Source organism: Loktanella agnita, assembly GCF_046640325.1.
Lineage (GTDB): Bacteria > Pseudomonadota > Alphaproteobacteria > Rhodobacterales > Rhodobacteraceae > Yoonia > Yoonia agnita.
Map to the genome: position 1 here is coordinate 1 of NZ_JBJMBF010000028.1, position 21,739 is coordinate 21,739.

Sequence of the window (21,739 nt, forward strand, 5' to 3'; positions counted from 1 at the left end):
CTTTTCTCAGACGAAGAGTGCTACAACTACTTCAAGGCCGCAGGATATGAGGGCCATTGAGTGCAACATGCTCTAGTTTTTGCGCAATTTGTTTGGACATGCTGGCTGCAGAGTATTTATTCTCCAGTGGACCAAACCTATTTAAAGACCGGCTAAAACTGTCGTCTACCATACGGCTTTAGGTCGTCCACATGGATCATAGATGAGCACAGAATATTACATATGTCCAAATAAACAGTGCCAGATATCTGATGTCTGGGGTCGGCTTAAAGCATTGGTTTCTGGTCAGCCGTTTTGTATAGATGTTCAAGACAATCTTTTAATTCTAAAGGGCACATCTTCACAAAGTGAATGGACCTTCGATATCCGAATATTCTTTACAGAAGAAATCTTGATAGAAATCTCGTCATGGAATGACAGTGTAGGGGTAGAATTTGGCCGGGTTCTCACGCAACTTAGTGAAGAGTTTAGTTTCATCATCACGGATGAAGACTTTGACACTGTGGATCTCATCTGATTCGAAAATATAGTATTATCTCGACGTTTGAAGGTCACGCCCTTGGGGAAAGCGAAACCTAGTGGAGAATGGAACATGGGCGACATTTACGAGCGACCCAAATGGTGCTTACATTCCGTTGGACAGCTCACCGTTCTAGATCGATGACCCTTGAAGAAATACAGGCAGAACTTGAAAACGCGCCACTCTATCTAGAGGATGGACGTGATCTGGTGCTTTTTGATGAGATTATTTCTCTGGATATCGCGGAAATTGCTGATCATGAGGCGGACGTGCATGAAATTATGGAGGTACTAATAGAGTCTTTTCGAGGAAACTTCTATTTTCGCAGCATGGAGAAATCACCGGAACGTGAGGCTAGGCTTCGAGAGATTATGAATAGTGGCAAAGTTGATTTTCCCGATGAATTTCATTTCTATATTGATGAAACTTCATTTTCTAGTGATGGTCATTTTGAGGTTTGAAATGATGCTAGCAATTTGGAATTTCGTGCTTTATCGACTTGATGTATTCGAATGAGGTGCGGTTTGTGTGAGCCTTATGGATAATCAGACCTTTATTGCGGAAGCAGATATGGAAGATACTGAAGTCGTAGAACTTTTGGATGTTCCTCCCATGTCAGTCTGGCAAAAATTTATCGGTATCTTCGAGAAACCAGACGCAATTGTACCTTTCCAGAGTACAAATTCCTTCGAAAGCACGTTTTCAGATTTTCTGTTAACTGAAGGAATTGAACCTAGGGATAGGCTATTTATCAATGTTGGGGGTGATAGCACGAAAAAATGGGTCAGCGTAGAGGCAGGAAGCTTGATGCGTGTTTGGGTATCGGGCCTAAAAATAAGAATCGAGATTGAGTGCGCCATTCTTCTTCCTAATAGAAGAACCATAGTTGGTATTACTGTCGAAGAGGGCGAAGAATATTGGTTCTTTAAGCGCAAGCTGTATTGAAATAGCTGCACAAAGCCGTCTAAATGCGTGATGACTTACTTGTTCGACGCCTCGAACTAATTACGGGAAAACGCAAAGAAGAAATTGCGCTGAACCTGCGGCGAACGCCGCACCGACCAATGGGACGACGACCAGATCGTCGCAGACGCGCCGATTTACGCGGATGGGACTGTCGCGTGGGACGCGGCGGAGGACTGGATCTACGAACCCGACACCTTCCGGCCCATGTCGAAACTGGCTGGGGATGATTTGTATTATGTAGTGACGGATCACATTGGCACGCCGCGCGAACTCGTGTCATAAGACGGGCGGCGGACGGCCTGGCGGGCAAAGTTTGGGCTGTGGGGTGACGAGAAAGAGATCGAAGTCTGGAAAGGCAAAGCGGTCAACGGCGACGAAGTCACCTGCAACATCCGGTTCCAAGGGCAATGGGCGGATGAGGAAAGCGGGCTGCACTATAACAGGTTTCGGTATTATGATGCGGAGGCAGGGCAATATCTGTCGAGCGATCCGATCTAGCTTGCCGGTGGAACAAGGCCTCAAGCTTACGTTATTGACCCAAACGAATGGGTAACCGAGCTTGCGAAGGAACTTGCCAATCGCGTTCGGATGCGCGCGGACAACAGTCGCATCATGCAAGGCAGAGGCCAGTTCCGGCATCGTGATGTCGCCATCCTGCGCGATGACCTCCGTGAAGAAGGCGCGATGCGGATCGAGCTTTCCCTTACCAATGGGGCGACCTTGAGGGGCCGCGCGGGCCTGTCCGGTGCGGCGGATCGCAAGCCCCCAACGCGCACCAGTGGCAGGCGAAACCTTCAGCCGCAATGCCGCCGCACGCCCGCTTAGCCCTTCCTCAATCACTTCTGAAACCGCACCCTATAGCGTTTGACGAAATACCTGAGACATGACGTATCTGCTAACGCGTTGAAATCTATGATTTCAGGCAGCGTTGAGTGATACAGGTTTTTCGCATAACGCTTTAAGTGCGTCCGGCAAAGGTGCTGACATGATACATCCTCCCAAACAGGATGAATCACAATTCAGCTCTCATGGGAATCCCAATGATTCAGGTTTTCGGCGGGAGGCTTTAGGGTCAGGACTCATAGCCAATAGATAACGAGTGCAGCGAGGGTGATGGCTGAGAAGAAGACCTTGGGGCATCTGTCGTATCGTATTGCGACGCGCCGCCAATCCTTGATTCTGCCGAACATGATTTCGATCCTGTTGCGCCTTTTGTATCGGCGCTTATCGTATTTTACGGTTTTCTTGCTTTGCTTTTGACCCAGGATGCAGGCGCGTATCCCCTTGTCTTTCAAGGCTTCTCTGAACCAATCAGCATCATAGCCGCGATCCCCCGAGCAGCCAATCAACATCTGGCAGGCTGCTTACAAGTGCCCGTGCTCCGATGTAGTCACTGACTTGTCCGGCCGTCACGAACATGTTCAGCGGACGTCCTTGGCTGTCGCAGATGGCATGAAGCTTCGTGTTCATCCCGCCCTTCGTACGACCGATCAGGCGTCCACGCTTCCCTTTTTGACGCCCATACTGGTCGCGGTTCGGTGAGCCGTCAAATATGTCGCGTCAATCATCACAGTCTTTTCTTCGCCATGCTCGGAGGCTAAACCCGTCATCATCTGCGCAAAGATGCCCTTATTGCCCCACCGCTTCCAGCGATTGTAGAGCGTTTTATGTGGGCCATCGGCAGCAGGCGCATTGCGCCATCGTAAGCCATTGTGATTTACGAAGATAATCCCACTCAGAACGCGACGATCATCTACGCGGGGTTTGCCGTGTGACTTTGGGAAGAAGGACTCCAGACGCGCCATCCGCGCATCCGTTAGCCACAAAAGATCAGACATATTCACAGCCATTTTTGCAGCGGTGAATCACGCAGCCAACCGGAAATCAATGGGGCCTGACCCTAGCGACCAAGTCGGCGAAGAAAGTCGCAAATAATTGAAAATAAACAATTAAATATAGAACTCCCGCAGCGAGCCGACAGTTTTGCGCATAGAATTGGTTTCTTTTGCGCGCACTTCTGGTTTTTCTGGCACATATTTTTCAGGCAGTTTTGGCGACCCCGGCAGGATTCGAACCTGCAACCTGCCCCTTAGGAGGGGGCTGCTCTATCCAGTTGAGCCACGGGACCACCTCTGACTTGAATGCCTGCCTTTGCCCATCTGGTCAACGGCGCAAAGGCTCGTTAACAATGTTAAAACGATTGATGGAACCCCGTTCGTGAACACCAGAGCCAAGCGAACCCTGACTTTGCGCGATGTCTCCGAAGCGTCGGGCGTCAGCGAGATGACTGTCAGCCGCGTGTTGCGCAATAAGGGCGATGTCAGCGAGGCCACCCGCCAAAAGGTGCAAGATGCGGCAAAGCGTCTTGGTTATGTGCCCAACAAGATCGCGGGTGCGCTGGCGTCGCAGCGGGTCAACCTTGTGGCGGTGATCATTCCGTCGCTGGGGAACATGGTCTTTCCAGAGGTGCTGTCGGGTATCTCGGACGTACTGGAAGACACGGCGTTGCAGCCGGTCGTGGGGGTCACCGATTACCTGCCTGAAAAGGAAGAGAAAGTCCTTTTCGAAATGCTGTCCTGGCGCCCGTCCGGCGTGATCATCGCGGGCCTGGAGCATTCAGAGGCATCGCGCGCGATGCTGATGCAGGCCGGTATTCCGGTGGTCGAGATCATGGATGTAGACGGCGATCCTGTCGATTCCTGTGTGGGTATTTCGCACCGCCGAGCCGGACGAATGATGGCTGAAGAGATCATCAACGCGGGCTATCGTCGGATCGGGTTTATGGGCACGAAAATGCCGCTTGATCACCGCGCCCGCAAACGGTTTGAAGGCTTTACGCGCACCCTTGCCAAGGCCGGGGTCGAGATCGCTGATCAGGAATTCTACTCTGGCGGCTCGGCGCTTGCCAAAGGTCGCGAGATGACTGCCAAGATGGTCGAGAGGACCCCTGATCTGGATTTTCTTTATTATTCCAATGATATGATTGGCGCGGGTGGCCTTCTTTATCTGTTGGAGCAGGGCATTGATGTGCCCGGCAAAATCGGCTTGGCGGGCTTTAACGGTGTGGATCTGTTGGAAGGTCTACCGCTGCGCCTGACGACGATGGATGCTTGCCGACGCGAGATTGGGGTGAAAGCAGCGCAGATCATTGCGGCCCATAATGCGGGCGATCTTGACCCGGAACCTCACCTTGTGACGCTTGAGCCAACGCTTTCAGCCGGCGATACGCTGCGGCACAAGCGCTAAAGCGTTTCTATATAGGCTATGCGCAAAACAAAGGGCCGCCAGAAATTCGCTGGCGGCCCTTTTTCGTATCAGTTCCCAAGCTTCGAGTTTTTGGCGTACATGAACACAACGTTGTTCATACGGGCTTCCATCCCGAGAAAGGCGAGGTAAACGCGCTGACGCGCGGCTTCGTCCAGTGACTCTCCGGCAAGGGAGCGGTCTAGGAACGGTTGAATCGCGCTCCACTCTTCAACAACGAATTGCAGGCCGTCAGCGATCTCTTGCGTTGGGGGCGGGCGCACGCCAACGCTTTCCAGACCGTTCCGCAATGCCAGCAGCGTGTCGTCATAAAGCTTGATCGTTTGCTCCAGCTCTGCTTTGGCACTGGCTTCGTTGACCCCGGACGCGATCAGGCAAACATCTTTGGACATTTGGCCCGCGAGAGTGCGTTGTCGGCCCGCCAGATCAATCAAAAGCGCATCAGCATGCAAAAGCGAGACCGGATCCGCATATTGCCCTGTGATCTCACTGACCAGAATATTGGCGGATTCCATCAAAGGACCGCTTTGATCTGCAAGTGCCCCGATCTGGCCGGGATCGTTTGCGGCGACATCAGTCGCAACAGCCCGTTCCAGCAGAGGGTTCCACGCTTCGTTCAGGTCTTCGATCACCCGCAGAGTGCGGGGTCTGCTTTCTTCGCCCAGAATGCCGAAGCCACGATTGCCGTAAAGCAATGCATCACTGATCCGGCCGAATTGATCGGCCGAAATCTGAAGCACCGCGTTACTTTCCGCAACCGCAATGCCTGCGTCCAGATTACAAGCCGACGCAATGATCCGCTGGCTCAGCGTGCTTAGCTGCCCTGCAAGGTTGATCCGTTCACTTGCGCCGACATCTTGGCGAATACTTTGCGCTTGAGCGCTTGTGGTATTGGCGAGCCCAATCACCGCTGCGGCTATGACCCCCCACACCGCCGAATGCCGGAGCATCCCTTTCCGTTTTGTTTTTTCAAACATTGTCTGTCCTCCATCGTGCGCACCAATGGGAACGCCTTTCGGCGAGATCCCATGGGCTTGCACGCCACACTCTATCCATTGGGGTTACGCGGGTGATTTAATCCACACCTCGACACGACGGTTGATACGCCGTCCCTCTTCGCTGGCATTACATCCAGACGGTGCGATCTCGCTATAGCCGACGGAGGTGAAATTGATGCCGTTCAACCGGCTACCCGCGAAGCTTTCCACTTCTTCAGCCACCTGCGCCGCCCGGCGCTGTGACAGATCAAGGTTGCCCGAGAATTCGCCAACGCTATCCGTGAAACCGACGAACAGCACTTCGCTGCCATTTGGCTGGGTGGCCAGGTAGTCAATCAGACGTTCCTTGTCGATTTCGCCGCGTTCGTCCAATTGGGCAGAGCCGGTGCGGAAACGGAACGTGGTGGACAGGCGGTCATAGTCGACCATCCGTGACAGCATCTGGCGCATATAGCCACCTTCGAACGGATCTGCATTCGGATCCAGCAAGGCCCGTGCGCGCGAATCGTCAAAGGATTGTTCGCGCCGGTCGACACTGAAACCGATGAACCCGGCTTTGCGGATCACGCTGTCCGCTTCTGGCGAGGTCACGAAATCTAGAAAATCCTCTACTTGTGGATTGGTTGTATCCTGACGCGCATATAGGAACAGACGCTGTTGCAGCGCATATTCTTCTGTCTTGGCAGAGAACGCATCCGGGGACATCGTGATCCCGCATTGGTTAACGATATTGACCGCGCTGGCCCCCCGCTGGAAGGCGTAACCGACAACACCGATCCCACCCGGGTTCTGGTTGACGAAAAGCGACACGTCGCTGCTTGTGGGAACGAAAGTTGCATCCCGCGTCAATGTCGCCCCGCTATCGCCAAAAAGGCGTGCGGTAAAAGAATCAGTTCTTTGCGCGCCAACATCACGGATAACCACTTCGATCGGCAGATCCGGCCCCCCAACCTGCGACCAGTTGGTAATCTGGCCACTATAAATTCCGCCAAGCTGCCTGACATCCAGTGAATCGATCGGGTTATTCGGGTTCGTGATGATAATCAGACTGTCAATTGCGACGATATGTTCCTGATCGGGGCTGATCATATTACCGGCGCCGCTGTCGCGCAGGGCGCGCGCTTCGTCAGGAAGGATACGCCGGTCAGCCATAGCGATTTCGGCTTCGCCGCGACGCAATTGCTCAAGGCCATCACTGGTGCTGCTTGACGCTACGCGGATCGCAACCAGATCGTCGCCGAAGCCTTGATCACTGATAAGGTCCGCAACGATAGCGCCTTCTGAACCCGTATTGACGAAAGATGCGGCAGCATTACGCGCGCCTGCATAACCTTCGATCACAAGTGGCATCAGGCCTAGGCCGATGCCGTCCGAACCTGCGACAACAAAGTCGGCGTCAGACGAATTCAAATCGGGACATGCTGCGCCCGTACAGCTGACCCGGCTGGCAGACACGCGCAACTGCCCCAATGCTGTTTGAATAACGTAAGCATTATCCTGAAAGTTTACAAAATCACCTGTCATATTGACTGTGCCATCGCTTGACTTCAGCGTGACCTGCTGCGCCTGTGCCCCCGCGGCCATTGTCAACAAACCGGCAACAGTGATAATCCCGAACATACGGGCCCCACTCGTCTTTTTCATTAAACTGTCTCCATTCCCTTTTTTGACTGTCCCGACTCCACAGCACAGCAACGCCCACAAAAGTATCAAAATGTGGATAAAATAGGGCAATTCGTTTGCCTTCTTAGGTTAATGAGCGCCAGACCAAAGAAATTCTGTAAGTCTTCTGTCAAGAGAGGGTTGAACTCACAGGAATACTTCAAAACATGGAATTTTACCCTGATTTGAAAAATCAGTTCGAAATGTGCCTTTGTGCAGCGCGAATCGTTGAGTGTATCCATTATGGCGACAATTTTTTGGGCGCGCCGCCTCTTGCCATCAGTCGATAGTCTCAGATTGTCCGCGCAAAGCAGATTCCGCCGCTGCGCAAAGCCGCATGAGCGCAGCCTCGCCACCCTTACGCCCGTTGAACATGATCCCACAGGATGGTGTGCCTGTCGGCAACGTCATCGCGCAGACATCCATCAGGTTTGCCACCCGCGTATTCCGCAGGGCCAGCAGGTTTTCGGATTTGTAATAGCCTTCATCTTGCAAAAGACGGGCTGCGTTGGGCGGCAGCATCGGCGCGGTTGGCATGATTACTGCGTCGAAACCGGCCGTCTCTGCCGTATATTGCGCCCGGATCGCATGCACGGCACGCCATCCCGCGATATAATCCGGCGCACTGACTGCCTTGCCCGCGCTCACCCGTTCCAAAATCTGCGGAAACATCTTTTCAGGGTGCGCCTCTACCAGATCGCGCCACCATGCATAGCTGTCGGCAACATAGAGCAGGCCCGCCACGCTGAACGCATCGCGCAGCGGTGGAAAAGGCCGTGTTTCGACAGAGGCCCCGGCCTGCTCCAGCCGTGTGACTGCCTCACGGAATGCGCTCTGCGGGGCCGCGCGAACACCTTCAGATACAATCGTGTCCAATGCCATTAGGCGGACACCCTGCAAAGAATACTGTTTCAGATCCGCTGGTTGCCCCCCTTCCAGCACGGCAAGCAGCAGATTTGCATCCTCTACAGAACGGCAAAGCGGACCGACCGTGTCGAAGGTCAAACACAATGGCACGGTGCCTTTCAGCGATAGCCGCCCGTGGGTCGTTTTCAGGCCCACCAGATCATTCCAGGCTGCAGGAATGCGCACCGATCCGCCCGTATCAGACCCGATCCCCGCAGCAGCCAACCCAAAAGCGACTGAAGCAGCAGCCCCCGAAGACGACCCACCCGGCACAGCGTCAGGGTCATTGATGCAAGGCGGTGTGGCGGTGATCGGGTTCAATCCAAGCCCGGAAAAGGCGATTTCGGACATATGCGTCTTGCCCAGGCAGACCAGCCCGCCCGCCGTCGCAGTCCGTAGCACCGCTGCATCGCGATCCGGCACACGGCCTGCCATCAGGGCGGTCCCGGCCTCTGTCCCGATACCAGCCGTATCAAATAGATCCTTCCACGATACGGGCACGCCGTCCAATGGCCCGCGGCGCTGCCCCGCCTTGGCGCGGGCGCTGGCCGCTGCGGCCTCGGCCCGGGCACGGTCATGGGTCACGCGGGCATAGATACGGTCGCGATGCGGATGGGCGTCGATAGCTTGCAGAAACACCTCTGTCAGATCGACCGGATCAATTGATCCTGCCGCGATGTCCCGCCCCAGATCCGCCGCCGTCATCCATCGCCAGTCCTGCATCGTCTTCTCCTGCTGTTCGGCGCGACGGTAGCGACCAAGCCGCACATGGACAATCCCGCCTACCTCACCATATTGCAGGGTATGAACACTGATATCATCATCGTGGGCGGCGGGCTGAATGGTCCTGCCCTTGCCCTTGCCGCCGCCCGCGCCGGGTTTACCGTGACGATCATCGACAGCCTGCCGGTAGACCGACGGAAGAAACCGGGGTTTGATGGGCGCAGCTATGCGCTCGCGCTTGCATCGCAGCGGTTGCTGCGCGGGATCGGAATCTGGGATCAGGTGACAGACAACGCTCAACCCATGTTGGAAATCAAGGTTACCGATGGCCGCTCAGGCGAAGGCCCCAGCCCTTGGATGATGCATTTCGATCATGCTGAAATCGAAGAAGGGCCCATGGGTTATATGGTCGAGGACCGGCACCTGCGCCGGGCGTTTCTAGACACAATGGCAAAGGATGACCGGATCACCCATTTGCCCGGCGAAACGGTTGTGGCACAGACCGTTGATGGAACGCAGGTCACTGTCAGACTTGCTTCTGGCAAATCAGTGATCGGGGCGGTGCTGATCGGGTCTGACGGGCGGCAAAGCGGCACCGCCAGCCGTGCCGGCGTCAAGCGCACCGGCTGGGGGTATGACCAGACTGCAGTTGTCTGCGCCGTGGCCCATGAAAAACCGCATAACGGCATTGCGCATCAGCTCTTCATGCCCGGCGGGCCGCTAGCGATCCTGCCGCTGACCGACAACAGATCGTCAATCGTCTGGAGCGAACAGGCTGATCGCGTCGCCACATTGGCCGCGATGAATGACGATGATTTCTTGGATGCACTGCGCCCCGCGTTTGGCAGTTTCCTTGGGCAAATCACACTGGCAGGCGCGCGGTTTACCTACCCGCTGGGGCTTACACTGGCCAACAGTCTCATCGCCGACCGCATTGCCTTGATCGGCGATGCGGCCCATGGGGTGCACCCGATTGCAGGGCAAGGGCTGAACGCAGGTTTGCGCGACGTGGCCGCGCTGGCCGAGGTGCTGACCGACGCCCGCGCGCGAGGTGAGGATATTGGCAGTGTTCAGGTTCTGCACCGCTACCAACAATGGCGGCGGTTCGACACCACGACGCTGGCGATTGCCACGGACACGTTCAACCGGCTCTTTTCCAATGACAACCCGCTCCTGCGGGCGGCACGTGATATCGGCATGGGGCTGATCAACGCCGCCCCCGGCCTGCGGCGCGGGTTTATCCGCGAGGCCGCCGGGCTGACCGGTGATCTGCCTAAATTAATGCAGGGCTAAGCGTGACCTTGGTAAATGGTTCAACGGGGCAGGCATTTATACCTGTAGAAATGCACGCAATGGCAACGACAAATTTTCGTTCTGAATCTGGCTTGAACGGACCGTTAGTTGGGTTTAAACGAGCGGTCGCGCGCCTCAATAGCTCAGCTGGTAGAGCAGGTCCTTCGTAAGGACAAGGTCGGGGGTTCGAGTCCCTCTTGAGGCACCAGAAATCTCTTTTTGTGACGTGCGTTACCGCCCGGAAATCTGGTGCGAAATGCTGTGCGATACCTCAAGGGTCAATGCCCCAACTGCGCCTTCAATGCGGCCAGCCCTGCCGCAAGTGTGCTTTGCGCATGGTCCGCGCTGTCTGCCTCGGTATAAAACCGGAGTTCCGGTGCGTTGCCAGAGGGGCGCAGATGTACGATGCGTCCGTCTTGTAACGTGATCCGCAAGCCATCGGTCTGATCGACAGCCTGCGCAGCACCGTCCAGCTTTGCCAGAAAACCATTCCGTGCCGCCGCATCGGTAGCGAGGGCAGTGATGAATGGCTGCGAACGGTCGGCCGGGATGTCTTGCAGCCGGTCGGCAGCAGTAAAGCGGGGCGGTTCGGCTGCGACCCGCGCGGCAACACCTGTTTCGCGCGATGCAGCAAGCACCGCCAAAATCGGAAGCAATGCGTCACGCGTCATCAAAGGTGCAAGCGTCCCATGCGGCGCATCGGCGGCAAAGCCCAAAAGGAAACCGCCATTCGCCTCGTACCCCACGATCCGACCAGCCGCCTTCTCCATGGCAGCAATCACATGGGGCGAGCCGATCTTGGTGCGCCGCACTTGGGCGAAACACCCAGATTGATCGACGCCGGTATTCGATGAGACAGGTGTGACCACGGTGTCAGCCCCCAGTGCGGTGGCAGTAATCTGGCCCAAAATATCGCCCGGAATAACCGTGCCGCTGGCGTCCGTCAGCAAAGGCCGATCCCCATCCGCATCGGTAGAAACGATGGCATCACAGGGATGTGCGGCAGCCCATGCGCGCAACTGCGTGCGCAACTCTTGCGATACGGCCTCTGTATCAACGGGTACGAATTGATTTGCGCGGCCAAGGGCGATGACCTCTGCCCCCAGCTTGGTCAACAAGTCCGCCAGCATGTCGCGCCCCACAGCGCTATGCGCATAAAGCCCGATCCGCATCCCTGCCAGCGCATCCCGATAAGGACCGGTGTAGCGGTTGGCATAACGCTCGGTGACCGTATTGTCCTGCACGGGATCAGGTCCCGATACAGCCTTGGTCTGCTGGCCCAGCGCGGCGGTGATCGCGTCTTCGTCCGCTTTGGTGATTTCGCCCGTGGGCGTGTAGAACTTCAACCCATTGCGATCAGCCGGGATATGGCTGCCCGTCACCATGATCGCAGCCGCGCCCACCTGCATGGATGCCAGTGCAAGCGCAGGGGTCGGGGCGGGGCCGCAGACCGTCACCGTCAGCCCCTGCGCCTGTCCGATCCGCGCCACCTGATCGGCAATATCCGGCGAGGATGCCCGCAGATCATGGGCCACAAAAAGCCCCGTCCCCACCGGGCAGGTCCGCAGGAACGCCCCGACATAATCAGCAAGGCAATCGGGGGCCAGTTCTGTGACCAGTCCGCGTAATCCGCTGGTGCCGAATTTTGGTGACATGGATGCTCCTGCAATTGCTTTCTGCATATTCCTGCGGATCCCGCCACAGCGGCAATACAATGGTTGATCGCGGTATACCTTAAATTTGCAGAGATATTGAAAAAATTACATGCCAAACGCCCTGCCGCCGCCGTAATTGCGCCGCCCTGCAACCCAGCAACACCCCGATGAATGTGTCTGCGTCCTGGGGGGGACGGCCCATGTCATCACTTACTGTTGCGTCTTATGTCGCGAACGAATCCGATCAACATGTTTCGCATATCACGGATCTGGAAATTGTCACGATTGGTGGCACCGACTATCTGCTCAGCGCGACGCGTTTCGACGGGTTTTTAAAGAGCTGGATGATCGATGATGCAGCGCCATCGCTGATATCAACGCGCGCGTTTGAAGGCGGCGATTTGCCCGGCGGGATGGGTAGCCTTATGACGCTCTTGCTGGATGGCAGCCCTGCCATTCTGACAGGTGGCGGCGTTGGTGGTGCGTTGCAAATCATTGTGCCGGATCAGGATGGTGTGCTCGGCGCTGGCGTTGCTTTGCCGGTCGGCATGACAGGATTGCAGCACGGGTTAAGCTTGACCCTGACAGACGGGACGCAGGTGATCTATGGTGGTCTGGCTGGCGATACCGGGTTGGGCCGATTGGATTTTGCCCCGAATGGCACCCTGCTGGATGATGCGGTGATCACCGGCCCTACGGGCAGCTATACAGAACAGATTGCAGCAGTAAGCGTGGCGACACTGGGCGCACAAAGCTTCCTGCTCAGCGCCAGTGAAACGCAAAACGGTATCACAAGCTGGGCGGTGGGACCGTACGGCGATTTGACTGCGGCAGCAAATTTAGGCCCCGCTGACGGGCTATGGATCAACGCTCCTACGGCGATGGCTATCGCACCCGTGGGCAGCGCCACCTATGTCGTGCTGTCCGCCGCAGGCAGCAACAGCCTGAGCGTGATGGAACTGACCCCGGATGGCAGCCTGATCATCCGCGAACACCTTCTGGATACGCTGGACATACGGTTCGGCGGCGTCACATCACTGGAAATCATAACCCATGCGGGTCAAACTTATGTCATCGCAGGCGGCGCCGATGATGGGATTTCGGTCTTTACCCTGCTTGAAGGCGGCCAGCTTGTAGCCCGTGCCCATATCGCCGACACGACCGAGATCGGGCTGGATAATGTCAGCGCCATCTCAGCACGCAGCACTGCCGACGGGATAGAGATCTACGTGGCCAGCAGCAGCGACAAAGGTCTGACCAAGCTACGCTTTGATACCGGCACCGCTGGGGTCACCAGCACCGCAACACTGGCGGGTGGGCTGCTGGCGGGGACTGACGGCAATGATATTCTGCAAGGCCATAATGGCAGTGATGTGATTGCGGGCGGCGCGGGTGATGACATCATCCGTGACGGGGATGGCACCGATGCGATGACCGGGGGCGCAGGGGCGGACCTGTTCATCCTGTCCGCTGACGGGGTGACGGATACGATCACGGATTTCACCCTTGGCGAGGATCGCCTTGATCTGTCGCTCTGGCCGATGCTGCGGTACCCGGGCCAGCTGACGATGAGCCTGCGATCAGATGGGTTCGAAATCCGCTATGGGGAAGAGCTGCTGATCGTGCAAAGCAGTGATGGTGCCCCGATTGATTACCGGCTGCTATCCGATGCTGATCTGATTGGCGGCATGCGTTTGTCCTACGCGTTGGAGCCGGGCTATCCCGGTCCCGCAACACCGCCACCCGGCCCCGACCCAACAGACCCGCCCGCAGATCAGGGCGCCCCGTATAATCCATTTCCCAGTTTTGGGGTGATCGTCGCCTTCAACATCAATGACTTGCGCAACGTCCTGACCGCTGACAGCACTTCCCCTGTGCCACCGCAGGCTGCCAGCGACGATCATCTGATCGGTGACGCCACCCCCAATCTCATCTTTGGCGGCGCGGGCAATGACATCCTGCACGGGCTGGGCGGGGACGATACATTGCATGGCGAGGCAGGGATAGATGTGCTTTTTGGCGGGGAGGGTGATGACACCCTGTTGGGTGGCGATGATGCCGATGTCCTGTTGGGCCGCGCGGGTAATGATACACTGCGGGGCGATGACGGCGCGGACAGCCTGCTTGGCGGTAACGGGCAAGATGTGCTGGAGGGCGGAAATGGCCATGATGTGCTGCGCGGCGGTGCGGGCGATGATGTGATCAGCGGCGGGTTCGGAAACGATGTACTGACCGGCGATGCCGGGGCCGATACTTTTATCTTTAACAGTGGAACGGACCGGATCACCGATTTTGCGCAAGGTCAGGACCAGATCACGCTCGACCCGGCCTTGTGGACCGGGCTGACCTCTGCCGCGGATGTGTTGCTCTTTTATGGCGATATCGCAGGCGACCGGGTCACCATTGATTTCGCGGATGGCAACGTTCTGGTGATCGACGGCATCACCGACTACGGCACATTTGCCAGCGATATCAACTTGTTCTGAACGAGATTAGTTCAGACTGGACAGGGTGCTGAACAATCCCACGACGCTAAGTGCCGGACCAAGCGCGCTTTCTGTGCCATAGATCAGATCGCCATCTTCCAGCATGAATTTCCCGGCCGAAAACAACCCGTCAGCAGAGGTCAAGTCAATGGTGAACACGACCCGATCCTTGGGCGGGCCAGAATTATCGTCGCGCAGGGCGCTGACCGGATATTCCCGCATGACCAGAATGCCTTGCGGGTTCGCGGTCGCGTCGCTGACACCGCCGATGATCGACAATGCCTCAAGTGCGGTGACCTCGGCAGAGGGAAACGGATGAACGGCTTCGCTGCCCGTCGCCCCGAGTGAGAGGAACTGGCGTTCGTCATCTTCGATAAACACCGTATCGCCGCCGCGCATGGCTGTGTTCAAGCTGGGTTCACGCAACAAGCGGTCAAACGCGACCCCGTGCAAACGGTCGTTGCGGATCAACCGTACCTGCGGATTGACAAAGGTCGGGTTTGGCCCGCCAGCTTGGGCTAGGAGATCGAGAATTTTGTAGTTCCGGTCAGGCAGCGGGATCGGCCCGGTCACGCCCGCGCCGGACACGATATTCGCTGTATTGGCCCGACCGGGTTCCACCACCAACTGCACCTGGGCCGAAGGGATGCTGCGGATCAGCTCTTCCTCAATCCGGGCGCGCGCGGTTTCGGGTGACATGCCGGAAACCTGTAACTCACCGATATAAGGGATAAAAATGCGACCGGAGGCGCCAACCGGCACCGCATCCATTGGTGTCACGCGCTGGGCGGTTCCGGACAAAAGCGAGTTTTCCTCGGCGTCCCAAATGGCAAGCTGCAGGGTGTCACCCGGTGCGATGATCAGCGAAGCAGGTTGATTACCGCCCCTGATCCACGGGTATGATTGCGTGTGGAGCGCGGGCCAGGATTGCAGCACGGGCAATGTATTGCGGTTCACCTCGAATACGGCGAAATCATAGACAGGTGCGATGCCCTCTTCGCGGTTGCCCGCGCTGGAGGCAGCGAGCACTTCGCCTTGGAAACCAGCGCCACGCGGCAGGCTGCACCCGGAAAGAGCCAATGAAATTAACACTATAACGATATGACAACCGCGCAAATATGTGGTCCCTTGTGTGTCATCGCGTTGAACGATGTGCCTGCCTTTGTACAATCTTAGTAATGTGTCTGCCCATCCACGACAAGTAGCGGGTGAAACGAGGGGAATTTTCCCAGTCGGTGGAGTGGCGCAACGGTCGGTGGTTGCGGGCCGGGTGGTCCGCGCCAAAACCGTCGAATCAAGTATTAACGCCTTTTTTCAAGGGGTTTTGGCGGCCGATATCGTATCGGACTTGCGTCGGAAAAACGTCGGACCCCACCGTGCGCAACCCCGGTTTAAGGCAATGTACGGTGCAAGAATGAAGCTGGCGTTAAGCTTTGCGCTGCTTAACCCTGTGCTTCGGCGATAACCTGGTCGAAGAAGGTGCAGACTGGCGCCATGTCGCCGCCGTTCTGGATTGCGGTCATCTGCTGTTCCAGCTCTGCCTGCAGGGCGGGCACGCGGTCGGGGTTGCGCGCGGCGATGGTCTGGATCGCGGTTGTGACCTCTGGTGCTTTGGTCTGGATCACATCGACAGAGCAGGCGGCCTGCGCGAATGTGGCGGAGGATGTCAGAAACAGCGCAAGGCCGAGTGTCGTGCGGGTCATCATCGTGGTGAACCTTTCAAAACAGGAAGTCTTACAGAACATAATCGGGAATACCGGGGGCGTCCAACCCCGCCAAGGCGGAACGGGACAAATTGTCAGATCATTTTTCGGTGAGCGATGCGGGCTTTCGCCGCACTGGGTTTTGGCGTCAGCTAAGCGGATGGGGTGAGCTTTCGCTGCGATTGCTCGAATGACCGCTTTCAGATGAGAAGTTCCAACAGCCATGAGCCTAATGCGCTCGCACCGGGCTCTCCTTCCTGAATTAGTTCAAGCTACTTGATGGCAAGGATGTCGAAGTTATGGACGTTTGCCACAACACCATCATCCCAACCGCCGGCAACAAGTTCTGAAGCCATTTCATTCAGCAGCCCTGCGACCTGACCTGCGAAATGTGCTTCGCGACCTGAGTTGTCGGCAAAGATGTCGAAAATGGCGAAGTTGTTCTCGTCGATCTGAAGCGCAGCCCAAAACAACGTCTTTGTTTCGGTCTCTGTAACAATGGGGCCTGCTGCGGTAAGCAATTCCGCCAACTCTGCGCTCTTCCCTGGCGCTGCTTCAAGCTTGATATATGTCGCCGTTGTTGCCGAGTAGAGATCAGTCGGGACTTTCACCGAAAGAACATCAGAGTTGTTGATATTCGCCATAACACCGTTATCCCAGCCACCGGCGACCAGCGTATCAGCATTTTGGTTCAAAGCTGCCGCAACTGTGCCGACGAAGTGAGCGTTGCGCGCTTCTTCATCTGCGAAAATGTCAAAAATCGCGAGCGTATCTTCGGCTTGCAGAGCAAACCAAAGGATGGTGCCCGGCTCGGTTTCACCTACGATCGGTGCTGCTCCGGTCAAAAACGCGGCGAAAGCTTCGGACTGGTCGGCAGCGGCAGGCATGGCGATGTAGCTGGCAGTGTGGTTTTCCATTGGGTTGTCCTGTGCGGTTGCAGAAGTCGTGATCAGAGCCAAAGCGGCGAGGGTTTGAAGCATTAGCGTTTTCATTTTCGTCTCCTGATTTGAGTGTCATCGTGTTTGTTTCGATGCACTCTTTTCCCACGCCGGATGGTTCAGACACCAATTCCAAACTTCTATTCTTCGATAGACACAGACTATTGAAGTTGATTAAGTGGCCTCGAAAAGAAAGTGACGGAGAATGCGGCGATGGAAATGCACCAGATCAGGTATTTTCTCGCTGTTTGCGAGCATCGCAACTTTACCCACGCCGCCAGTGCATCGAATGTCTCTCAGCCCTCGTTGACGACCGCGATCAAGAAACTAGAAGACGAACTTGGGGGCGATCTATTTGTCAGAGACCGCTCGGGATGTAGGCTAACGGCCCTTGGAAAACTCGTACAGCCAAGACTTCAGAAGGTTCACGATGAAACCCTACAGGCTAAGGCGGAGGCGGTCCGGCATACGCGTCTGGAGCGGGTGCCAATTTCGGTCGGTGTTGGCGAGACAATTGGCCACAACCGGATTTCGGCTGCCATGGAACGTATCCGTGCGCGATTGCCACTAGTAGAAATCGAGTTGATAGTGGACAGCTCTTCCGCGCTTCTGCCTCGGCTGCGTGATGGCGATTTTGACATCGTGGTGACGGCAGAACAGGTCAGTGAAGACCTCTATCGAATAGATCATCTCTATGATGAGACTTACAGAGTGGTGATTTCAAACTCGCATCCTTTGTCGGAGTTCGAAGCCGTATCCCTGTCCACTCTTGCCAAGACAACCATGCTTGACCGACCCAATTGCGAAATGCGGGATGCTCTGCATAGCACCTGTGCTGACCACGGTCATGAACTCTATGCGGCCTATCGGTCTAATCGCGTGGATTGGTTGCTTGAACTTGCGCGACAAGGATCAGGTGCGGTGATCTTGCCCGAGACGGCAATACCCTCTGAAAAAGGCCTTGTTTCTATTTCTTTCGACGGGATGGAAATATCACGAACTGTGTCTGCAGTTCGATACCGACACCAATCATCGAGATCAGAAACGAATGACCTGATCCGCGAGATTGCGCGCTTGCCTGCGTAGCGAAAGCAATAGGCGATGTTCGCTGTCCCGCAGCAGGTTGGTTACTCTGGACTCACACCTGCCATTTGCTGCGTCCAGACCCAATGACCGCTTCATTCAACGGTGCTCTCAAGGCGACGTACAGGTCAGCCGATACTGCGCTGCACCGGGTCGCCGTCCCATGCTTGCGAACCTGATTGCTCTGCCACAGGACCGGCCGGCCGTGACGCCGTTCAATCAGAAATCGACGGCGATGCCCTTTTTTTCCCAATCGCCAAAGCGCACGGGTTCAGGGCCGTCGCGCCCGCCGAGTTCTGTCGGCAGGGTGGGGGTGGCTTTTTTGCGCCGCTCTTCTGCTTCGGCAAGTGCGCGGGCGGCGGCTGGGCTGTGGTTTTGCGTTTCTTCGGTCATGGTGCTGTCCTTGTGGGTCGCATGGCTTTGATATACCCCGCCTGCATCCCGCTTCAAGAGAGAGACCCATGACCCAGACAGGTCTGCCCGCCCGCCGCACCGCTCATTATCTGCTGGGACAGATTATTGGCGAGGGCCGTCTGATGGCGGAACTGATTGCTGCCGGTGCGCTGGCACAGTTGCCTGCCGATGACCGCGCCCGTGCCCAGCGCCTGACGCTGGATGCGTTACGCGGGCTGGACCGCGCTGACCGCATGCTGAAACCTTACCTGAAAAAGCCCCCACCGGCCCATGTGATGCATGCGTTGCGTCTGGGTGTGATTGAGCTTTGTTCCGGTGAGGCCGCCCATGGCGTGGTCAACGCCTATGTCGAGATCGTGGCCAGCAACAAGCGCACCCAGCCGATGAAAGGCCTGACCAACGCGGTGTTGCGTAAGATTGCCGATGAGGGCCCGGCAGGCTGGGCGAAACGCCCGGTGCCGCTGACCCCCGGTTGGTTACGCCAACCGTTGGTGGCTGCATGGGGTCGTGCGGCTGTAACCGCGATGGAGGCTGCGCATTTTGCTGGCGCGCCGCTTGATTTGACCCCGAAATCCGATCCTGCGGCTGTCGTGGCCGCAACGGGTGGTACATTGCTGCCCACCGGGTCTGTCCGCTTGCATGATGCGGGTCAGGTGTCTGCCTTGCCCGGCTATGACAGCGGCGATTGGTGGGTGCAGGATGCGGCGGCGGCGATCCCCGTCCGCTTGCTGGGCAATGTGACTGGCTTGAAAGTGCTGGACCTTTGCGCGGCACCGGGTGGCAAGACGTTGCAGCTGGCCGCTGCTGGTGCCGATGTCACGGCGCTGGATGTGTCGGAAAACCGTATGACCCGCGTGGCCGAGAATTTGACCCGGGTTGGTCTGACCGCCCGAACGGTTGTAAGCGATGCCTTTGCATTCGACCAGGGCGCGTTTGATGCTGTGTTGCTGGACGCCCCTTGCTCTGCCACGGGTACGATCCGTCGCCATCCTGACCTGCCCTATGCCAAGGATGGGTCGGAATTTGGTGCGTTGATTGATCAGCAGGCGGCGATGATTGACCATGCTCTGACCTTGCTAAAGCCGGGTGGCAGGCTGGTGTTTTGTACCTGCTCCCTTCTGCCTGATGAGGGCGAAGTACAGGTGGAAGAGGTGTTGGAACGTCATTCCGGCTTGACCGTGGCCACCCCTGACTCGCCCGGTATTGACCCGGCATGGCGCACCGAAGAGGGTGGGTTGCGCTTACGTCCCGATTATTGGCCGGATTATGGCGGGATGGACGGATTTTATATGGCCGTTCTGACAAAGCCTGCGTGACAGGCAATTCCCCTTAGGCTAACATTCTTGCGGGTGGGCCCAATTGCGCGTTTGCGTGCGAAAGAAGGCTTACAGGGACGTGGGTTATTCTACCAGATGGCGGGATCGTCAGGTCAGCTTTATGCATCGTGTGCATGCGCGGCGTGCCAGTCGTGTGCAAACACAGACCGGTTTTGTGACGGACCCTGAGCCGCAGACCATCGGTATTGTGTCCCGTGGGCAACAGCTTGTCACAGGGAAGTTCTTGTTTTCGGGGCTTTTGGTCGAAGACCGGAACCTGTCGATCTGGCAGATTGCCCGCAGCCATGAGGCCGTGGCCGAAGAAATCCATGCTTGCGCCTGGCTGGATGATCTGGCGGCCCTTGGCGATGAACGCGCGCGCAGCCGTGCGCAGAAATGGGTGTTCACCTGGATCGGTCTGTTTGGTGAAGGTGAAGGACCCGGCTGGACCCCTGCCATTGTCGGCGGCCGTCTGACCCGCTGGATTGATCACGCGATGTTTCTGCTACACGGGCAAGAGCAGCCGGCCGCGGATGATCTGATACGCAGCCTTGCCCAACAGACCCGCTTTCTTGCCCGCCGCTGGAAGGTTCTGCCCGTGGGTCTGCCCCGGTTCGAAGCATTGGCGGGGCTGATCCGGGCCGGGCTGGCCTTGCGCGGCATGGAAGGCCATGTTGCCCCGGCGGTGCGCGCCATGGCCGCCGATTGTGCCGCTTTCGTTGATCCGGATGGCGCGCTGGCGAGCCGCAAGCCCGAAGATTTGCTGACATTGCTGCGCCTGTTGAACCAAACTTCCGAAGCGTTGGCGGATACCGGCAAGGATGTCCCGCACGACCTGTCCCGCGCTATATTCCGCATTGCCCCGACCCTGCGTGCCCTGCGTCATGCGGATGGTGGGCTGGCCCGGTTTCATGGCGGCGGACGCGGGCTTGCCGGGCAGGTGGATCAGGCACTTGCGGCCTCTGGTGTCAAAGACCTGCCTGCGGCCCGCACCCATATGGGCTTTGCCCGGTTGAGCGTCGGTCGCACCACGTTGATTGCAGATGCCAGCGCCCCGCCTGGCGGATCGGCCACCATTGCGGCCCATGCCAGCACATTGGCGTTCGAGCTGACCTCTGGTCGCCGTCCGCTGGTGGTGAATTGCGGGTCCGGCGCGCGGTTTGGTCATGAATGGCGCCGTGCCAGCCGTGCGACGGCAAGCCACAGCACCCTAGCGCTGGCGGGCATGTCATCATCGCGCCTTGCCCCGCCGAACCGCTTTGCCGCCGATCCCGAAACCCTGACCGATGTGCCCGGCATGGTGCTGTGCAACATCACCGAAGGCACCTTTGGCCGCAGGCTGGAGATGTCACACGATGGGTATCGTGCAAGCCATGGGCTTACCCATGCCCGCATTCTTGAACTGACCCCCGACGGGCGGTCCTTGTCTGGTGAAGACCTGCTGGCCACGCTGGAACCACATGATGACACCCTGTTTGACCGGGTCAAAGGCGGCGGGCTGGCCTTTACCCTGCGCTTTCATCTGCATCCAGAGGTCGCGGTGCGGCAGGATGGCACGACAGTCCGGATGACGTTGCGATCCGGCGAGACTTGGGTTTTTGACCACGATCAATCGGCGGAATTGTCACTGGTCCCGTCGGTTTATCTGCAAAATGGGCGGATGCGCCCGGTTGCGACGCAACAGGTGGTTTTATCCGGGCGCGCAATAGCCTATGGGACGCGCGTCCGCTGGTCGCTGGCCAAGGCCGATGAAACACCCGATGTGGTGCGTGATCTGGCCGAGGTCGATCTGTCGGACCCTGTTTGTTAAAG

18 protein-coding genes, 2 tRNA genes and 1 pseudogene are annotated in these 21,739 nt (G+C 57.2%); 10 read left to right on the top strand and 11 right to left on the bottom strand.

Annotated elements, in window-relative coordinates; all coding sequences use genetic code 11:
- The first annotated feature begins 202 nt into the window (after positions 1-202).
- From ACJ5NV_RS19685 to ACJ5NV_RS19695, 3 genes are all read left to right on the top strand, one after another.
- Positions 203-517: a hypothetical protein gene (locus tag ACJ5NV_RS19685; protein ID WP_411646505.1), complete on the top strand. Its 315-nt coding sequence runs from the start codon at positions 203-205 to the stop codon at positions 515-517.
- A 143-nt stretch (positions 518-660) separates the two neighbouring features.
- A complete protein-coding gene (locus tag ACJ5NV_RS19690) occupies positions 661-981 on the top strand; it encodes a hypothetical protein (RefSeq protein ID WP_411646506.1) in 321 nt (106 codons plus the stop codon).
- A 76-nt stretch (positions 982-1,057) separates the two neighbouring features.
- The gene (locus ACJ5NV_RS19695; RefSeq protein ID WP_411646508.1) at positions 1,058-1,465 is read left to right on the top strand and encodes a hypothetical protein; all 408 of its coding nucleotides are present in this window, start codon (positions 1,058-1,060) and stop codon (positions 1,463-1,465) included.
- A gap of 297 nt (positions 1,466-1,762) precedes the next feature.
- Here the strand turns inward: ACJ5NV_RS19695 and ACJ5NV_RS20460 are convergent, their stop codons facing one another.
- From ACJ5NV_RS20460 to ACJ5NV_RS19710, 3 genes and pseudogenes are all read right to left on the bottom strand, one after another.
- Positions 1,763-2,326, bottom strand: coding sequence for a hypothetical protein (locus ACJ5NV_RS20460; protein WP_459167134.1), 564 nt, complete (start codon positions 2,324-2,326; stop codon positions 1,763-1,765).
- Between the two features lie 239 nt (positions 2,327-2,565).
- Positions 2,566-3,324 (bottom strand): annotated as a pseudogene (locus ACJ5NV_RS19705) (IS5 family transposase).
- A 213-nt stretch (positions 3,325-3,537) separates the two neighbouring features.
- Positions 3,538-3,614, bottom strand: a tRNA-Arg gene (locus ACJ5NV_RS19710).
- An 89-nt stretch (positions 3,615-3,703) separates the two neighbouring features.
- Between ACJ5NV_RS19710 and ACJ5NV_RS19715 the strand changes: the two genes are divergently transcribed.
- Positions 3,704-4,732 carry a LacI family DNA-binding transcriptional regulator gene (locus tag ACJ5NV_RS19715; protein ID WP_411646510.1) on the top strand — a complete coding sequence of 343 codons (1,029 nt, stop codon included), beginning with the start codon at positions 3,704-3,706 and terminating at the stop codon, positions 4,730-4,732.
- Between the two features lie 68 nt (positions 4,733-4,800).
- Here the strand turns inward: ACJ5NV_RS19715 and ACJ5NV_RS19720 are convergent, their stop codons facing one another.
- The 3 genes from ACJ5NV_RS19720 to ACJ5NV_RS19730 all read right to left on the bottom strand — a co-directional run bounded on the left by ACJ5NV_RS19720 (position 4,801) and on the right by ACJ5NV_RS19730 (position 9,039).
- Positions 4,801-5,727 carry a type IV pili methyl-accepting chemotaxis transducer N-terminal domain-containing protein gene (locus tag ACJ5NV_RS19720; RefSeq protein ID WP_411646512.1) on the bottom strand — a complete coding sequence of 309 codons (927 nt, stop codon included), beginning with the start codon at positions 5,725-5,727 and terminating at the stop codon, positions 4,801-4,803.
- 84 nt (positions 5,728-5,811) lie between these two features.
- Complete coding sequence (locus tag ACJ5NV_RS19725) at positions 5,812-7,392, bottom strand: substrate-binding domain-containing protein (RefSeq protein ID WP_411646514.1); 1,581 nt, start codon at positions 7,390-7,392, stop codon at positions 5,812-5,814.
- Between the two features lie 297 nt (positions 7,393-7,689).
- The gene (locus ACJ5NV_RS19730; protein ID WP_411646516.1) at positions 7,690-9,039 is read right to left on the bottom strand and encodes an amidase; all 1,350 of its coding nucleotides are present in this window, start codon (positions 9,037-9,039) and stop codon (positions 7,690-7,692) included.
- Between the two features lie 45 nt (positions 9,040-9,084).
- Here ACJ5NV_RS19730 and ACJ5NV_RS19735 point away from each other — a divergent pair, with 45 nt between their 5' ends.
- Positions 9,085-10,332 (top strand): UbiH/UbiF/VisC/COQ6 family ubiquinone biosynthesis hydroxylase, encoded by a 1,248-nt coding sequence (locus tag ACJ5NV_RS19735; protein WP_411646518.1) that lies wholly within the window; start codon positions 9,085-9,087, stop codon positions 10,330-10,332.
- A gap of 132 nt (positions 10,333-10,464) precedes the next feature.
- A tRNA-Thr gene (locus tag ACJ5NV_RS19740) sits at positions 10,465-10,540 on the top strand.
- Positions 10,541-10,610: 70 nt separating this feature from the next.
- Here the strand turns inward: ACJ5NV_RS19740 and ACJ5NV_RS19745 are convergent.
- Entirely contained in the window at positions 10,611-11,987 is a 1,377-nt protein-coding gene (locus tag ACJ5NV_RS19745; RefSeq protein ID WP_411646520.1) for a phosphomannomutase, read from the bottom strand.
- A 200-nt stretch (positions 11,988-12,187) separates the two neighbouring features.
- Here ACJ5NV_RS19745 and ACJ5NV_RS19750 point away from each other — a divergent pair, with 200 nt between their 5' ends.
- The gene (locus tag ACJ5NV_RS19750) at positions 12,188-14,473 is read left to right on the top strand and encodes a calcium-binding protein (RefSeq protein ID WP_411646522.1); all 2,286 of its coding nucleotides are present in this window, start codon (positions 12,188-12,190) and stop codon (positions 14,471-14,473) included.
- A 6-nt stretch (positions 14,474-14,479) separates the two neighbouring features.
- Here the strand turns inward: ACJ5NV_RS19750 and ACJ5NV_RS19755 are convergent, their stop codons facing one another.
- From ACJ5NV_RS19755 to ACJ5NV_RS19765, 3 genes are all read right to left on the bottom strand, one after another.
- Entirely contained in the window at positions 14,480-15,553 is a 1,074-nt protein-coding gene (locus ACJ5NV_RS19755; protein ID WP_411646524.1) for a polysaccharide biosynthesis/export family protein, read from the bottom strand.
- Positions 15,554-15,915: 362 nt separating this feature from the next.
- Entirely contained in the window at positions 15,916-16,179 is a 264-nt protein-coding gene (locus ACJ5NV_RS19760) for a hypothetical protein (RefSeq protein ID WP_411646527.1), read from the bottom strand.
- A gap of 269 nt (positions 16,180-16,448) precedes the next feature.
- Complete coding sequence (locus ACJ5NV_RS19765; protein ID WP_411646529.1) at positions 16,449-17,168, bottom strand: hypothetical protein; 720 nt, start codon at positions 17,166-17,168, stop codon at positions 16,449-16,451.
- Between the two features lie 159 nt (positions 17,169-17,327).
- On the opposite strand from ACJ5NV_RS19765, the gene ACJ5NV_RS19770 reads away from it, so the two are divergent.
- Positions 17,328-18,200, top strand: a complete 873-nt coding sequence (locus ACJ5NV_RS19770) for a LysR family transcriptional regulator (RefSeq protein WP_411646530.1) — start codon at positions 17,328-17,330, stop codon at positions 18,198-18,200.
- A gap of 216 nt (positions 18,201-18,416) precedes the next feature.
- Here the strand turns inward: ACJ5NV_RS19770 and ACJ5NV_RS19775 are convergent, their stop codons facing one another.
- Positions 18,417-18,590, bottom strand: a complete 174-nt coding sequence (locus ACJ5NV_RS19775) for a DUF1674 domain-containing protein (protein ID WP_411646531.1) — start codon at positions 18,588-18,590, stop codon at positions 18,417-18,419.
- Positions 18,591-18,658: 68 nt separating this feature from the next.
- Here ACJ5NV_RS19775 and ACJ5NV_RS19780 point away from each other — a divergent pair, with 68 nt between their 5' ends.
- Positions 18,659-19,927: an RsmB/NOP family class I SAM-dependent RNA methyltransferase gene (locus ACJ5NV_RS19780; protein ID WP_411646532.1), complete on the top strand. Its 1,269-nt coding sequence runs from the start codon at positions 18,659-18,661 to the stop codon at positions 19,925-19,927.
- A 121-nt stretch (positions 19,928-20,048) separates the two neighbouring features.
- Positions 20,049-21,737 carry a heparinase II/III family protein gene (locus ACJ5NV_RS19785; RefSeq protein WP_411646533.1) on the top strand — a complete coding sequence of 563 codons (1,689 nt, stop codon included), beginning with the start codon at positions 20,049-20,051 and terminating at the stop codon, positions 21,735-21,737.
- Positions 21,738-21,739 lie beyond the last annotated feature (2 nt).

Excerpts from the sequence above, each read along its gene's own strand:
- ACJ5NV_RS19760 (WP_411646527.1), bottom strand. The coding sequence starts at position 16,179 with ATGATGACCCGCACGACACTCGGCCTTGCGCTGTTTCTGACATCCTCC.
- ACJ5NV_RS19695 (WP_411646508.1), top strand. The coding sequence starts at position 1,058 with ATGGATAATCAGACCTTTATTGCGGAAGCAGATATGGAAGATACTGAA.
- ACJ5NV_RS19735 (WP_411646518.1), top strand. The coding sequence starts at position 9,085 with ATGGACAATCCCGCCTACCTCACCATATTGCAGGGTATGAACACTGAT.
- ACJ5NV_RS19775 (WP_411646531.1), bottom strand. The coding sequence starts at position 18,590 with ATGACCGAAGAAACGCAAAACCACAGCCCAGCCGCCGCCCGCGCACTT.
- ACJ5NV_RS19720 (WP_411646512.1), bottom strand. The coding sequence starts at position 5,727 with ATGTTTGAAAAAACAAAACGGAAAGGGATGCTCCGGCATTCGGCGGTG.
- ACJ5NV_RS19725 (WP_411646514.1), bottom strand. The coding sequence starts at position 7,392 with ATGAAAAAGACGAGTGGGGCCCGTATGTTCGGGATTATCACTGTTGCC.
- ACJ5NV_RS19785 (WP_411646533.1), top strand. The coding sequence starts at position 20,049 with ATGCATCGTGTGCATGCGCGGCGTGCCAGTCGTGTGCAAACACAGACC.
- ACJ5NV_RS19765 (WP_411646529.1), bottom strand. The coding sequence starts at position 17,168 with ATGAAAACGCTAATGCTTCAAACCCTCGCCGCTTTGGCTCTGATCACG.
- ACJ5NV_RS19770 (WP_411646530.1), top strand. The coding sequence starts at position 17,328 with ATGGAAATGCACCAGATCAGGTATTTTCTCGCTGTTTGCGAGCATCGC.
- ACJ5NV_RS19690 (WP_411646506.1), top strand. The coding sequence starts at position 661 with ATGACCCTTGAAGAAATACAGGCAGAACTTGAAAACGCGCCACTCTAT.
- ACJ5NV_RS19685 (WP_411646505.1), top strand. The coding sequence starts at position 203 with ATGAGCACAGAATATTACATATGTCCAAATAAACAGTGCCAGATATCT.
- ACJ5NV_RS19750 (WP_411646522.1), top strand. The coding sequence starts at position 12,188 with ATGTCATCACTTACTGTTGCGTCTTATGTCGCGAACGAATCCGATCAA.
- ACJ5NV_RS19730 (WP_411646516.1), bottom strand. The coding sequence starts at position 9,039 with ATGCAGGACTGGCGATGGATGACGGCGGCGGATCTGGGGCGGGACATC.
- ACJ5NV_RS19745 (WP_411646520.1), bottom strand. The coding sequence starts at position 11,987 with ATGTCACCAAAATTCGGCACCAGCGGATTACGCGGACTGGTCACAGAA.
- ACJ5NV_RS19780 (WP_411646532.1), top strand. The coding sequence starts at position 18,659 with ATGACCCAGACAGGTCTGCCCGCCCGCCGCACCGCTCATTATCTGCTG.